General features: G+C 64.5%; 14 protein-coding genes. 3 read left to right on the plus strand and 11 right to left on the minus strand.

The genetic code is table 11. The features are described from left to right. Window positions 1-503 precede the first annotated feature (503 nt). Complete coding sequence (locus tag AC4LGL_RS18430; RefSeq protein WP_491840038.1) at window positions 504-1190, plus strand: hypothetical protein; 687 nt, start codon at window positions 504-506, stop codon at window positions 1188-1190. Between the two features lie 18 nt (window positions 1191-1208). On the opposite strand, the gene AC4LGL_RS18435 is transcribed toward AC4LGL_RS18430, so the two are convergent. Further along, a complete protein-coding gene (locus AC4LGL_RS18435; protein ID WP_491840039.1) occupies window positions 1209-1892 on the minus strand; it encodes an MspA family porin in 684 nt (227 codons plus the stop codon). Between the two features lie 271 nt (window positions 1893-2163). Here AC4LGL_RS18435 and AC4LGL_RS18440 point away from each other — a divergent pair, with 271 nt between their 5' ends. Next, the gene (locus AC4LGL_RS18440) at window positions 2164-2772 is read left to right on the plus strand and encodes an LGFP repeat-containing protein (RefSeq protein ID WP_491840040.1); all 609 of its coding nucleotides are present in this window, start codon (window positions 2164-2166) and stop codon (window positions 2770-2772) included. 2 nt (window positions 2773-2774) lie between these two features. After that, window positions 2775-3323: a nuclear transport factor 2 family protein gene (locus tag AC4LGL_RS18445; RefSeq protein ID WP_491840041.1), complete on the plus strand. Its 549-nt coding sequence runs from the start codon at window positions 2775-2777 to the stop codon at window positions 3321-3323. Window positions 3324-3336: 13 nt separating this feature from the next. On the opposite strand, the gene AC4LGL_RS18450 is transcribed toward AC4LGL_RS18445, so the two are convergent. From AC4LGL_RS18450 to AC4LGL_RS18495, 10 genes are all read right to left on the minus strand, one after another. Beyond that, entirely contained in the window at window positions 3337-3903 is a 567-nt protein-coding gene (locus AC4LGL_RS18450; protein ID WP_491840042.1) for a dihydrofolate reductase family protein, read from the minus strand. 99 nt (window positions 3904-4002) lie between these two features. Beyond that, window positions 4003-6612, minus strand: coding sequence for an excinuclease ABC subunit UvrA (locus tag AC4LGL_RS18455; protein WP_491840043.1), 2610 nt, complete (start codon window positions 6610-6612; stop codon window positions 4003-4005). Between the two features lie 150 nt (window positions 6613-6762). Further along, window positions 6763-8448, minus strand: a complete 1686-nt coding sequence (locus AC4LGL_RS18460; protein WP_491840044.1) for a GMC family oxidoreductase — start codon at window positions 8446-8448, stop codon at window positions 6763-6765. 48 nt (window positions 8449-8496) lie between these two features. Next, a complete protein-coding gene (locus tag AC4LGL_RS18465) occupies window positions 8497-9411 on the minus strand; it encodes a decaprenyl-phosphate phosphoribosyltransferase (RefSeq protein ID WP_491840045.1) in 915 nt (304 codons plus the stop codon). A 72-nt stretch (window positions 9412-9483) separates the two neighbouring features. Next, a complete protein-coding gene (locus tag AC4LGL_RS18470) occupies window positions 9484-10578 on the minus strand; it encodes an FAD-dependent monooxygenase (protein WP_491840046.1) in 1095 nt (364 codons plus the stop codon). Between the two features lie 45 nt (window positions 10579-10623). Then, window positions 10624-11433, minus strand: a complete 810-nt coding sequence (locus tag AC4LGL_RS18475) for an LLM class F420-dependent oxidoreductase (protein WP_491840047.1) — start codon at window positions 11431-11433, stop codon at window positions 10624-10626. Window positions 11434-11528: 95 nt separating this feature from the next. After that, window positions 11529-12386, minus strand: coding sequence for an aldo/keto reductase (locus AC4LGL_RS18480; RefSeq protein ID WP_491840048.1), 858 nt, complete (start codon window positions 12384-12386; stop codon window positions 11529-11531). Between the two features lie 43 nt (window positions 12387-12429). Further along, window positions 12430-12744 carry an SDR family NAD(P)-dependent oxidoreductase gene (locus AC4LGL_RS18485; RefSeq protein WP_491840049.1) on the minus strand — a complete coding sequence of 105 codons (315 nt, stop codon included), beginning with the start codon at window positions 12742-12744 and terminating at the stop codon, window positions 12430-12432. Window positions 12745-12803: 59 nt separating this feature from the next. Continuing rightward, complete coding sequence (locus tag AC4LGL_RS18490; protein WP_491840069.1) at window positions 12804-13415, minus strand: TetR/AcrR family transcriptional regulator; 612 nt, start codon at window positions 13413-13415, stop codon at window positions 12804-12806. A 108-nt stretch (window positions 13416-13523) separates the two neighbouring features. After that, on the minus strand, window positions 13524-14681 hold the full coding sequence (locus tag AC4LGL_RS18495; protein WP_491840050.1) for a serine hydrolase domain-containing protein: 1158 nt from the start codon (window positions 14679-14681) through the stop codon (window positions 13524-13526). Between the last annotated feature and the right edge of the window lie 105 nt (window positions 14682-14786).

A 14786-nucleotide genomic window follows, 5' to 3' on the forward strand; every position in this document is an offset into this window, starting at 1 on the left:
CTGGGCACACCGTCACACCACCCGGGACACCGAGGCCGCTTGACAACTTGCGGTCCTGGGATGTCTAGCGGCGGATAAATAACGCGCCAGGATGAGCCTCGGCAAACGGAAAGCCGATCATCGATGAGGCGTCCTTTGGCTGCGGTCAGGGTCAACCTGTACTGGCGTTTTGCCAGATTTCGGATGTTCTAATACAGTTCTCCGCTAATTACTACACCTCTGTAGTGCCAGGTAGAGTGACGCCAGTCACATTGTGGCAATAAGGGTGGTAGTTGCCATAAATGTGACGTGTCGGCGGCGGGCTGACTCTTGCGTCGCCCCGGCCGAATCGCGCATAGCAAATTCTTAGTCGCGTGCATTTGGTCGGATCGGCGCGTGGAAGCCCCAGAGTGACCGGTGCACGGTCCATCCCTGTCTTCTGGCGCCTGAATGGCGGTGGGACGGGGCGGGCGTGTCGGACACGGCTCCACAAATTTTCACAGCTGACAGAAGAGAGTACGACCATGCCGAAGTTCGGCGGACCAACCGAGACGTTCGGAAAACAGAACCACGTACGGAAAATCATCACCACCGCTCTGGTCGTTACCGGGCTCGGCGGCGCCACTCTGCTTTCTGCTCCGACGCACCGGCACGCCGTGGTCGCGGTTGAGCAACCGCCGGCGGTGGACCCGGTCACCAAGAACGCCGCAGCCGTCGTCCCCACCCCACCGGTGGTGGTGGTCACCAAAGACTCCAGCGCGCAGGAGATCGTCAAGGCCATCGTGAGCCAGGGTCACGCTGCCAGGCTGAGCGAAGATCAGATCAAGACCGTCATCGCCACTGCGAAGATCGAGTCCACGTTCCGCCCGAGCGTGTCCGGCGGTGTGCAGGCGTATGGCAGCTCAGGGGGCGCGGCTGATGAAGTCATCGGCCTGTTCCAGGAGAAAGCCAGTTTCGGCACCGTCGCCGAGCGTCAGGACCCCAACAAGGCGATCGCCCGGTTCATCGCCCGGTTCTCCGAAGCGTCCAAGAAGTACGCCATCAACGGTGACAGTGTGCTGGCGGCCACGCTGGCGCAGAACCCGCAGCTGTTCAAGTACCGCGGCGGCGGCGTGGGAACGCACTACTACAACACCATCAAGGCCGCGTTGAGTGCGGCGGCTGACTTGTACAGTCAGGCCGCCGGCCCCGCGCTGCAACCGGTCACCTGACCTTTCGGGCAAAACCCGTCAGACCGACTTGGTGATGCCGTAGTAAGCGATCACATCGTCGGTGTCGGTGGTGGAGCTGGTGAGGGTCGCGTACGAGCGCAGGAAGGACTGGCCCACGCAGCCGTCCACCTTGATGTGGACGTCCTTGAGGGTGACCCGTACCGGCGCTGCCTTGAACGACTTCTTGTTCACCGAGACGTTGGTGACGGTTCCGGGCTTGGGGTGGATCTCCACGGTGCCCGACATCGGCATGCTCACACCGGTCGGGATGATGCCGGCCAGCGTCGAGCCTGACGTGCTCAGACCGATCGAACCGACCAACCGGACCTGTCCCAGTTCGATACCGCAGCCGATCTGGTAGCCGGTGTCCAGCGTGCCGCCGGTCAGCGAGGTGGATCCGCCGCCGGTGACGGTGCCGGTGAACGTGCCGGCAACGAGGTATTCGCGCGACGACGCGGCGGTGGTCAGCGGTGCGATCGGCAGCTGGCTCTCGTCTTTGGCCGAGACCGTGAGCTTCCAGCCGTCCGGTGTGGTGACCACGCCCGGCTCGGCGGATGCGACCAGGCCGTTGCCCGGCGGTGGGCCGGCGTCGACAGCCGCGGGGTCCGGCGGCGGCGGTGGCGGGTCGGCCGCAGCGAAGGGCGCCAACGCGACCGGGGCCAACACGCAGACAGCGGCCAGCGTGGCGAAACGATTCAACATGTGTGTCAACGCGCCTCTCGTGGTTGAAATCCGGGATCGAGCTGCGACGTCGGATTCGGTAGGAGTGCCCGGTCACGCTATCCGCAGCGAGGAAAAGCTCATTGAGTTCTATTCGCGCAGAAGTTATCTAGGGGCTGTGCCGCTACGCCGTCGAACGGTGGCGTGAGGCTGCGATCGCCTGCGCCACTCAAGTGGTTGGGTTATAGTCCCGGCCGGACGAGGGTTCAGCTGTAACTTGACCCACACCGCAGGTACACGCGAGAGGAAACCCATGAGGACGAGCGCATACCGCCACGCGGCACTTGCCGGGCTGGCAGCAGTCGCGCTGATCACCGCGGGCTGCAGCAACGACAAGAGCGTCGACGCATCGATGTCGCCTCAGGTCGGATTGATCTCCACCTCCACGGTTCAAAACCCGGCGCAGACCGCACCGGTGAAGCTCATCGGTGAGAGAGACGTCGCGGTGACGCTTACCGGCCCGATCGCTGCCAAATACGCGTCGGCCACCGACAAACAGAAGGAACTCCTCGGCAAGCCGCTGACGGGTGACCGTAATGCGGGCACCCGGGACAGCGGCGTGGTGTTCCAGCAGTTCCAGGGCGGGGTGATCGTCGCCAAGAATGACGAGGCGGGCACGCCCGCCTACATCACCTCGGGCAAGATCCGGGAAGCCTGGAATGTCCCACGCGACCCGGCCGGCGTGCCGGCGGTCACCGGCGACAACGGCTCGGCAGGCCCGTTGGGTGTCCCCACCAGCGACGAGAACGCCGACGGCGATCTGCTGGTGTCGACGTTCGAGCACGGCAAGGTCGAGTACGACGCGAAGACCGGTGAAGTCAAGGTGACGGTCAACGACAAGGTCGTACCCTCCGGCCTGTAGAGATGTCGTCTGCCACGCCGGATCCGCTCGTGCAGGAGATGCTCGACGAATTCGCATTGCGCAAGCTGGTGCACGGGTACTGCCGGGCCGTCGATCGCGGGGACATCGTCACGCTCCGGAGCCTGTACCACCAGGACGCGGACGACGACCACGGCGCCTTCTCCTCGGGGTCCGTGGATGATTTCCTGCGCACGCTCGTTGACACCCGTCCGTATCTCCGGTCGATGCAACACCACATCACCACCGCGAACTTCGCGATCAGCGGCGACCGCGCGGAGGGGGAGATCTACAGCATCGCCACCCACACGTTCGTCTCGGGCGACGGCGAAACCGAGCTCATCATCGGTGGGCGGTATCTGGACAAGTATGAAAAGCGCGATGGTGCATGGAAATTCACCGCCCGGCAGATCGTTACCGATTGGGCGCATGTGCACAATCCGTCGACCGTCGACATGAGCCATCCGATGACGCGCGCCGCTCCCTCCGGTAGTCCGGGACCAGATGACCCGTCATACACGTTCTTTTCGCTGCTCGGGCAGAACGCGGAGTAACGCGACGACGAGATCAGTTGCGTTTCGTCTCATAGCGCAACAGGACAGTGCCGCCCGGGAAGGTGCGGTTCTCCAGCAGTCGCAGCGAGATCCATGACGGCAGTGTCGGGAAGAACGGTGTACCGCCGCCGACGGCGGTGGGCGCGATCACGATCCGGTACTCATCCACCAGTCCGGCCTGCACGATCGGTGCGGCCAACGTCGCGCCGGCCACCTCCATCTGTCCTTCGGTCTCGGCCTTCAATCTCGTCACGACCTCGACCGGGTCGCCGCGTTCCAGTCGGGAGTTCCAGTCGACGGACTCCAGAGTGCGCGAGAACACGACCTTGGGCATGTCACGCCAGACGTGGGCGAAGTCAACGATCAGAGGCGTGGCGTCCGGAGCTTTGTCGGCGGTCGGCCAGTATGCGGACATCAGTTCGTAGAGCCGCCGCCCGTAGATCGACAGGGCGGTCTCCCGCTCGAAGTCGTTCCAGTATTGGTGCAATTCCTCGCTCGGCTCGGACCAGTCGATGTTGCCCTGTGCGTCGGCGATGTAACCGTCCAGCGACACGTTGAAGCCATAGATGAGTCTGCCCATGCAGATCAGACTGCACCGGGGGACAGAACTCATCGCGACGAATCACGAGATCTGCTCGCATCTTGGGTGAACGGGCGAACGCAGGACCGAGCGGATTGCTCAGGGCGTGAGCGCAGCGGCCAGGTAGGGCGCAGTAGCGCTGTCCGAGCACTCCGCAATCTCAGCAGGCGTGCCCGTGGCGATGATCCGGCCACCGGCAGCGCCGGCGCCGGGACCCATGTCGACGACGTAGTCAGCCTGTGCGACTACGCGCATATCCAGTTCGGCGGCAACCACGGTGTTGCCCGCATCGACGAGCCGGTGCAGGTGTGCGAGCAGCCGGTCGGTGTCGGCGGGGTGGAGTCCTGCAGTGGGCTCGTCGAGCAGGTAGAGGGTGTCGCCCCGGTGCGCACGCTGCAGTTCACCGGCGAGCTTGACGCGTTGCGCCTCGCCCCCGGACAGTTCGGTGGCTGGATGTCCGAGTCGTAGATAGCCGAGCCCGACGTCGCAAAGTGCCTCGATAGCTCGAAGTATGTCCGCCTCGCCGTCGAAAAACCCTCGGGCCGACGAAACGCTGAGCTCGAGCACCTCGGCGATGTTGTGGTCGTGCCATCGGATTTCGAGAGTCTCTGCGTTGTACCGGGTTCCATGGCAGTTCGGGCACGGGCTGTAAACACTTGGGAGGAACAGCAGTTCGACCATCACCCACCCCTCGCCTTCGCAGGTTGGGCAGCGTCCGCCGGCGACGTTGAAGGAGAACCGCCCGGGCTTGTAGCCCCGGGCCTGGGCCTGCGGAGTCTCGGCGAACCTTCGCCGGATGTGGTCGAACACTCCTGTGTAGGTAGCGACATTGGATCGCGGCGTGCGGCCGATCGGTTTCTGGTCGATGCACACGACTCTGCGGATGCCGTGGGGGTCGCCGACCACCTTTCCCGAGGCGGGAGGAGTGGCCTCGGCGAGCAGGTCGTCGTCACCCACGTCGTCGAAGCGGACGGGGCGGCCCAGGTGATCGCCGACGATTTCGGCGAGTGCGTGTGCGACGAGGCTTGACTTACCCGATCCGGATACTCCCGTAACTGCGGTGAGACACCGTAAGGGGACCGACACGGAAACATCGTGCAGGTTGTTGCGCCGCACGTCGGCGAGTTCCAGCCAGTCGCTCCGATCCCGTGGGGTGCGCGGACCGGTCTGTGCGCCCTTACCGAACAAGTAACGACGCGTGACGGATTCAGTGACTTTGGCCAGACCGGCCGGCGGCCCGCTGTAGAGGATCTGACCGCCGTCCACTCCCGCACCCGGCCCGATATCGACCAGCCAGTCTGCGGCGGCGATGATATCGAGTGAGTGCTCGACCACGAAGACGCTGTTGCCGCTGCGTTTGAGCCCCTGCAAGATGTCGCGCAACGCGTCGCGGTCGCGAGGGTGCAGACCGGCCGATGGTTCGTCCAACACGTACACGACTCCGAACAGCTGAGACGACAGCTGTGTCGCCAGCCGGACGCGCTGCAGCTCTCCTCCCGAAAGCGTCGGGGTGCTGCGTGCGAGAGATAAATATCCGAGCCCCAAATTGATCAGCGGTTGCAGTCGCTCCTGCAGATCGTCCACCAATCGCTGTGCGGCGGCACGTTTCTCGGCTGACATGTTGGGTGTCTGCCGAACATCTGGCGCCGCGGCATGGGCGGACCCTCCAGCTTCCACCCGGGCCTTGACCGCCGACCTTCGTGTCTTCTTGTCGAGTACCTCACGGGACACCTCGGGCGCCCAGTCCGGGCCGAGCACCGTGCTGCAGAGTTCAGCGAGTTGGTCCAACGTGAGCCGTGACAGCGCGGCGATGTCGAGACCCTCGAAGGTCACCGAGAGCGCCTCAGGTTTCAACCGCTTTCCGTGGCACGCTGGGCATGGTCCACTTCCGACGAACTGCGAGACGCGCTTCTTGACGCCGGCGCTTTTGGTGGTGGCGAAAGTATCCAGAACGTACCGGCGAGCACCGATGAAGGTGCCCTGGTAGCTGGGTTCCCAGTCGTCCTTGATGGCACGGCGGGTTTGCGCCGGGGTGAGCCCGGCGTAGACCGGCACCGTCGGGCGGTCTTCGGTGAACAGGATCCAATCGCGGTCTTTGCGCGGCAGCTTTTCCCAGGGGACGTCGACGTCGTAACCGAGCGAGACCAGGATGTCCCGCAGGTTCTGGCCGTACCAGGCGGGTGGCCACGAGGCGATTGCGCGCTCACGGATCGTCAGTGTCGGGTCCGGCACCATCAGTGCTTCGGTCACCTCGTATACGCGGCCCATGCCATGACAGGTGGGACAGGCGCCCTGGGGCGTGTTGGGGGAGAAGTCTTCTGCGTAGAGCATCGGCTGCTTCGCCGGATAATTGCCCGCACGCGAGTACAGCATGCGGATCAGGCTGGACAGCGTCGTCACGCTGCCGACGGACGACCGTGTGCTGGTGGCACCTCGCTGCTGACGCAGCGCGACCGCGGGCGGCATCCCTTCAATCGAGTCGACATCCGGAACGCCCACCTGGTCGATCAGGCGACGGGCATACGGCGCAACGGATTCCAGGTACCGCCGCTGGGACTCGGCGAACAGTGTGCCGAAGGTCAGGGAGGATTTGCCCGAGCCGGACACACCGGTGAATGCTACGAGAGCATCGCGCGGGACATCCACATCGACGTCTCGCAGATTGTGCTCGCGCGCGCCACGGACCCGAACTCTGTCGAACGAGCTCATTTGCTCACGTCCTTCCTGTTCTGGCCACCTCCAATTCGCCTGTTTCCACCGACGCTACCTACATGCATGGCCACCCGCCGACGGTCGACCAGATCCGGCACCGACCAGTGCGAAGTCCGCACCCATCCCCGCGGGCGGTGTGTAGTCACCTCAGCCCAGGATGGCCCGCGCAGCACGCTCGGCGATCAGCATGACCGGCGCGTTGGTGTTCCCGGACGTGATGGTGGGCATCGCCGAAGCATCGACCACTCGAAGACCGGCGACGCGGTACACGCGGCAGTCGGTGTCGAGCACCGTGGCGGACGACCGCGGAAGTCCTTGTGCGTCAAAGGCTCCCATCGTGCACGTGCCCACTGGGTGGAAGATCGTGGTGCCGAGTTCGCCGGCCGCCGTCTGCAGGTCGTCGTCGCTCACCAGTTGCGGACCGGGCAGCAACTCTTCTGGGTGGTAGCGGGCCAGGGCAGGTGCCGCCATGATCTCCCGGGTCATCCGGAGGCCGCGCACGGCGATTTCACGATCGGCGTCGGTGGACAGGTAGTTGCAGGAGATCTTCGGGTAGGTCAGCGGATCTGCATCGGCAATGCGCACATGACCGCGCGAGCTTGGTCGCAGGTTGCAGACCGAGGGAGTGATGGCTCCGAAGGGGTGCAGGGGGTCACCGAACTTGGGCAAGGACAGGGGCTGTACATGCCACTCCAGATCCGGACTGGCCAGCGCCGGATCACTTTTGGCGAATGCCCCGAGGGTGGAGGGCGGCATGGTCATGGGTCCTGATCGCAGCGCCAGGTACTGAAGTCCCATGCCGCCGCGGGTGATCCAATTTCGGTACAGCGTATTGACGGTCTGGGCGCCCTGGATGCGGTAGACGGTTCGCAGCTGCAGGTGGTCCTGGAGGTTTTCACCCACTCCCGGCAGGTCGACTGCCACCGGCACGTGGTGCTGGGAGAGTAGCCCGGCCGGGCCGAGACCTGAGGCCTGCATGAGCTGCGGCGAGCCGATCGCGCCGGCGCTCAGGACTACCTCCCGACGGGCCTTGACGTTGATGATCTGGCCGTCCTTGAGCAACCGCAGGCCAGTCACGCGGTGCGCAGCCGTGGTCCACGCACCGTGACGCTGAGTCTCATCGACCTGGTCATCCATCAGCAGTTGCAGGGCCTGCGTCTGGGTGTAGACGGTGAGATTCGGTCGATGGGCGACAGGATGGAGGAAGGCGTCGGCCATCGACCAGCGCCGTCCGCGCCGTTGGTTGACGTGAAAGTACGCGCTGCCGGAGTTGTCGCCCCGGTTGAACTCGTCGATCGGGGCGATGCCGACCTGGGCAGCGGCGGCCTGCCAGGCGTCGAGGATCTTCCAGCGCACCCGCGGCCGCTCGACGGGGATCTCACCGCCGGTGCCGTGCCACTCGTCGGCTCCGCCGAAGTAGTCTTCCAACTTCTTGTAGATCGCCAGTGTCTCGCCAGGACTGTCCGGGCCGCCCCAGCGCCATCGGTCATCGCCGGTGGCCTGTGCCCACAGGTCGTAATCGCTGGCCTGTCCGCGCATGTGGATCATGGCGTTGATCGACGAACAGCCTCCGATCACTCGGCCCCGTGCGTAGTGAATGCTGCGGCCGGCCAGACCTGGATCGGCCTCGGTGGTGAAGCACCAGTCGGTGCGGGGGTTCGCGATTGTGTAGAGGTAGCCCACCGGCACCTTGATCCAGAACCAGTTGTCGTTGCCACCGGCCTCTATTAGGAGCACGCGGTGGTCGGGGTTGGCGCTGAGTCGATTGGCGAGCAGGCAGCCTGCGCTGCCTGCTCCCACGATGATGAAGTCGAATTCGGCGACTGGGCTCATCCCGCCATCGTTCCTAATCTCCGGAGGTGTCGGGCAAGAGTCAACAACTCAAGCTGCAGCGATTGCAGCACACATGATCGCGATCCATGCGAGGCCGAGTACCTGCAGCACGCGGTCTTTCAGAACGATATCTTCCGGCTCGCCGGCTATGCCGCCGTCGACGTCGACGGCATAGCGCAGGACTGCGATCGTGATCGGGACCATTGAGACGGCGAACCACGACGCGGAATGGCCGTCCCGCTCGAATGCCCAAAGTCCGTAGCACACAACGACAGCCGTGGCGGACATCGTCCACACGAACCGCAGGTATGTGCTGGTATAGCTCTCCAGCGACTTGCGTATCTTCGCGCCGGTCCGCTCAGCGAGCTGCAGTTCGGCATAGCGCTTGCCGGCCACCATGAACAGCGATGCGAACGCCATCACCAACAAGAACCACTGCGACAGCGGGATGCCGGTCGCCGCACCGCCGGCAATCGCTCTCATCAGGTAGGCCGAGGAGACGATGCAGATATCGAGCACGGCTTGATGTTTGAGGCCGAAGCAGTAGCCGAGCTGGATCGCCAGATATACGGCGATCACGAGTGCGAGGGATGGTGCAATCATCGCCGAGATCGCCAGCGTGCTCGCGGCGAGCGCGATCGCCAATCCATAAGCGAGGACAGGGGAGACCACTCCGGCAGCGATAGGCCGGAAGCGCTTGGTGGGATGCTGGCGGTCGGCATCCACATCGCGCGCGTCGTTGACGAGATAGATCGAGGAGGCGGCCAAGCTGAACGCCACAAACGCAATGCCTACCTTGAAGAAGAGATCTCGGTAGTCGTAGTGGACATCGCCGCCGAGAGTCGCCAACGGTGCTGCCACCACCAGGACGTTTTTGATCCATTGCCGAGGTCGCAGCGCTTTGACAATGCCGGCGGCCAGGTTGGGCGGCGGTCCGACCTGGGTCGATGCTTCATCGCTCACGAGTCGTGATTATTGTCCAGCGATTCCGTGCACGGCGTACCGGCGCGCCTGACAATCAGGCAAATGGTGACTTCACGCGGATCCGTCCTGAGCGTGATGCCCGGCGATGCCGGCGGGAGGTCGCCAGTGGCTGACCGTCCCCGCCATGACACCGAAGAGGGGACTGGGTGTAAGCCTCAAAGTCAGATTGCGGGCAGTTTCCGCACTGCGAAGGCGTGGCGCCGCGAAATACGATCCAGCCTTTGAGGCGGTGTACAGCGCCAGCATGCGTGACCGGCGTTTGGCCAGACCCACGGGGCCACAGCGGGCAAGGGTGATGGCGTCCTCCATCGCCAGCGCTGCACCTTGACCGAACGTGGGACGCATCGTGTGAGCGGCATCGCCGATCAACGCGACTTTGCCGCGCACGAGCTGGCGGGGCGGTCGGGCTTCGAAAATCTCCGGAGTGGCAATGTGGCGGGGGTCGCCGGCGTCGATGAGCGTTGGAAGTGGGGCCGGCCAATGACGGAAGGCGTGTAGTTGGGCTCCGTGGTCGCGGGTTCCGCCGTAGATGTAGGTACGGCCATCGGCGAGGGGCAAGATCCCAAAATCTGTGGTGCGCCCCCAGATTGGCCCGAATCCGGTGTCGAGTTCTCGGTCGACGATCCAGGCCCACCCGGTGATGCCGGTGGAGTGCGGCGGTGGCGCATCCGGCCACAGCGATTTTCTGGCATTGCCCCGTGTTCCGTCCGCGCCGATGACCAAATCGAAACAGCGTTCCCTCCCGCCAACGGCGACGACACCGTCCGTGCGCACGTCGACAACGGTGCTGGAGTAGTGGAGGCAATCCGGGGGAAGTCTTTGAGTCAGCCAGGTGAGCAGCTGACCACGCGGGACCGTCGCGTACTGGTCTCCACCGGTGAGCTGCGCAAGCGTTCGTCGGATTAGAACACTGCCATCCGAGGTCCGGACCGTGGCGGGTGTGCGTGACCACGGTTCCGTCACGACATGCGCCCGAACACCGAGAATCGACAAACACGTGAGCGCATTTTGGGCAAGCGAGATGGCGCCGCCGGCGAGGGACGGCCCGGAAGCTCTCTCGAAAACACTGACGTCGTGACCGGTTTGCCGAAATGCGATCGCCGCCGCCAGTCCTGCAAAACCACCACCGATGACCCCCACCCTCATCCCCTCAATCTACGACGCTCCGTAGTAGATGTCGAGGGGCTGTGATCACCCGTTGTCCCGCCAGGTGATCACCTGCTTCAGAGACGCCAGGTCGTATCCGTTGTCGGAGGTGAGTTCGGTCTGGAACAACGTGACGCCGGCTTCGCGGAAGGCATCGGCGCTGTCGGCGTCCTGCCACAGCGTCGAGCGTTCGATATCAGCGCCGTTGCGGCCGAACGTCGCTGCCAACTCATCGACGCGGTCGCTGGACCTGCGGAACGCGTCAAGGTCCTGGAATGCGTGCCAGATGTCGGCGTGCCTGGCTACGGCGGGCAGCGAGCGCTTGGGTCCCGTACCGCCGATGAGGATCGGTACCTTGCGCACGGGCGGTGGGATCAGTGCGGCGAGCCGGTTCTCGATGCGTATCAGGCTCTCGTCGAACAGATCGAAGCGGGAACCGAAGGTGCCGAAGTCGTAACCGTAAGTGGTGTAGTCCTTTTCGTACCATCCGGCGCCGAGGCCTAGGATGAGCCGGCCGCCGCTGATGTGGTCGACGGTGCGCGCCATGTCGGCGAGCAGGTCTGCATTGCGGTAGCCGACGCCGGTGACGAGGAGCCCGATCTCGGCGTGCGAGGTGATCTCACCCCACGATGCGAGCGCGGTCCAGCCTTCGAAGTTGGCGACGTCGGGCTGCTCGTCGAACAGGACGGGCTTGCCGTCGACGAGGGCCTTCATCGCCGGGCGGTGGAAGTGGTCGTAACCGAAGATCGCGTCGACGCCGAGGTCGTCGGCGGCCAGGACGGCTTCGCGCCACGTGCGGTAGTCGGGGGCACCGCCGGGCTGGATCTGCACGGCGACGCGAACGGGGCGGGTCATGTGGATGCTCCTGGGTCGGGGAAAGGCGACCCTTGAGCCAAGTTCACCAAGTGCGGGGTTTATTCCGGAGATCGGTAGGCAGCGGCGACTTCTGGCTACTTGCCGCTGTAGACGGGGAATACGCTGGAGTCGCCGTAGTCCTGAGCGTGCAGGTTTCGCAGTGCCTGCATGTCCGCATCCGATATGACGAAGTCGACCTGTGCGTTGGCGCGCATGTGATCGGGGTTGGCGGTCTTCGGCAGCGATACGGTGTCCAACTGCAGCGTGTAGCGGATGCACAGCTGCGGCACACTGACGCCGTACTTCTCGGCCATCCCCGCGACCTCGGAGTTGTTGAGGATCTCCCCGTGTGCGATCGGCGAATAGGCTTCGACGAGGATGTTCCTGTCCTTGCAGTAGGCCAAGAGGTCTGCCGGGGTGTTGCCCGCATGCACGAGCAGTTGGTTCACGTGGGGGACTACGGTGCCGCCCGACAGGATGTTGTCCAAGTCTGATTGCTGGAAGTTCGATACTCCGATCGCGCGGAGTTTGCCCGCGTTGTGGGCGTCCTCGAGGGCGCGCCACGCCTGGCGGTTGCCCTCGGCGTAGTCGCCGCCGCGGAAGTCGTTCCACGGCTGCGGGCTGTGGATGAGCATCAGGTCGACATACTCGAGCCCGAGCTTCTTCAGGGACCCGTCGATGGCGGCGACGGCCTCGTCGTAGACCTTGATCTCGGCGGCCAGCTTCGTAGACACGAACAGTTCCTCGCGCCCTGTGCCGCTGGTGCGGACGCCTTCACCGACGCCGCGTTCGTTGCCGTAGGCCTGGGCGGTGTCGATGTTGCGGTAACCGATCTCGACGGCGGCGCGGACTGCCTGCGCAGCCTTGTCGTCGTCGATGAACCAGGTGCCCAGCCCCAGCTTGGGGATCTCCACACCGTTGGACAGGGTGTAGGTCTCGTCAAGGATCGTCATGGCTCTCTTCTTTCGTGAGGGTTCGTGGTCTTGATCTCTGCGCTCAGTGGGTGGTGAAGCCGCCGTCGACGGGCAGGGCGACGCCGATGACGAAACTTGCGGCGGGACTGCACAGCCACAAAACCGCGGCGGCGATCTCGTCGGTGGTGCCCAGGCGGCCGGTCGGCTGGTCCTGCATGATCGCGGCCATCGCCTCGGCCTGGCCCTCGAGCATGTCGGCGACCATCGGGGTCTCGATCGCGCCGGGACAGATCGCGTTGATCCGGATACCGCGCGGGGCGTATCCGCCATGGCGCCTGCGCCCACGGAGCCGGCAGAGTCCGATACCGCCACGCCGTCGGAATGAGATCCGAATCATGCTGCGCCGCACCCCGACTCTACGAGGCTCGTGTTGTTGTTTTCTCGCTGTCCGGATGTTCATTGCCCCCGGCCGGGCCGGGCGGTACTCAGCAACGACGTCAGCATCGTGATCCGGCGGCGCTCGATTACATCGCTGTGCGATAACACGCCTTGGAATATGGCGGCACCGTCGAATGCGTTGAGCAGCAATGTCACCAAGGCGCCGAAGCCCTCCACATCGGAGGAATCCAGGTCGTCGGTCGGCACTGACTTCGCAGCGTCGAAAATCTTCTGCTGATACGCGTCGATTTCATCTCTGAGCAGGGCCCGCAGCTTCTCGTCGGTCCGGGCAGCGACCAACAGTTCGTAGATGACCCCGTTCGTGCGGTTATGGGTGATGTCGCGAAGAATCAGCAGAACTGCCTCCGGCCCTTGCCTTTCCGCAGGGATTTGCGCGATCCGGGTCGTGTACAACTCCAGTTGCCGTCGCCCAGCCTCCCGCAGGGTTGCCGCCATCAGATCCCTCATCGTCGGAAAATGGCGGAACAGGGCGCCGTCGGACACATGAGCGCGCTTGGTTATCAGGGCAGCTGAGGTGCGGGCGTAGCCGACCTCGATGATGGTTTCGATGCACGCGTCAAGCAACCCGGCGACCGTCGCCTCACTACGTTCGCGCTGAGTCCTTGGCATATGCGACTCTAACCGGCTGATTGCGAACGATTTGGTGCAATCCGATGACAACGCGCTTGATGGGTCGTTGCTCGCCGAAGCGCCGAGCGTGTCAGTTGCGCCGCGGCGTCACAGCGCGTCGTATACCGCGTCGATGAGCCGATAGGCACGGCGATCGCCGGCCAACCAGTCGCGGCGCAGATTGGGCACGAACGCGAAGGCGACCTTGTGTTCGAGATCGGCCAGTCCCACCGAGCCACCGGCACCGGGGTGACCGAACGCAGTCCGTTGTGCCGGTTCGGGCACCACGAAGTTCTGCGACGGCAGCATGTAGCCGAGCCCGAATGCACTTTCCAAGCACAGCACCCGGTCGTTGCCACGTACGCGTTCTGTGGTCGCTTCCCGAAGAGGGCCCGAGGCGATCAGGGTTCCGCTGATCAAGTCGCCGTAGAATTTGGACAGATCGCGAGCGGTGGTGACGAGCCCAGCCGCGGGCCAGCCCGCCGCCAGTACTTCTGGATCGTTATAGGATGCAACGGGATTCGATGATGCCCGGATAAACAGTGATTCTGGATCGGACATCGCGGTGACCATCTCGGCGACGGTGTCGTCCGGTATCGGCGGCGCGTTCTCGGCGCTCCAGACGCGCTGCTCGGGCGTCGGCGAACTGACCCGGGCGACGTCGCGCACCGCGGCACCGGATGCGCCGATGAACAGCCGATCGCCCAAGTGGCGCCGGGTGAAGTCGCCGACAGTCATATCGCTGTGGCGGCGCACGAATTCGCCGACCAGCCAGCCGAAAGACAAAGCGTGATAACCATGTTCGGTCCCGGGCTGCCAGAGCGGGTGTTGGCCCGCCAACAGGTCGGCCATGGCCGCGGGATTCGCGGCTTGAGCCACCGAAACCGGGCGCTCCAAGACGGGCAACCCGGCTCGGTGGGCCATCAGGTCGCTCAGTGTGGTCTCGTGCTTGTCGTGTTGTGCGAATTCCGGCCACCAGGAGCTCACCGGTTCGTCGACACCGCGGCCGCATTGCTGGGCGACCATGAGGGCGGCGGTCGCGGTCACACCCTTGGTGCAGGAAAAGGTCGGACAAGCGGTGTCGCGCGTCCACGGACGTCCGGTCCGCTTGTCGGCGATGCCTCCCCACAGGTCCACCACCGGGCGACCGTCGACGAATACCGCCACCGCGGCGCCGAGGTCGTCGCCGTCGGCCAGGGCTGCTTCAAAGACGGCCTTCACTTCCGCAAACGCGGGGTCGGCGTGCCCCGTCGCTGAACTGGACATGGACCGAATTAGAACACGTTCTAGTGTTCGACGAGTGCGGTTCCTCGACATCCCGCCTTATTCGACTCGGCCGTATTCCTTCCGCCACGCAGCAGTTCCTCGTTC

Source organism: Mycolicibacterium arcueilense (assembly GCF_058536225.1).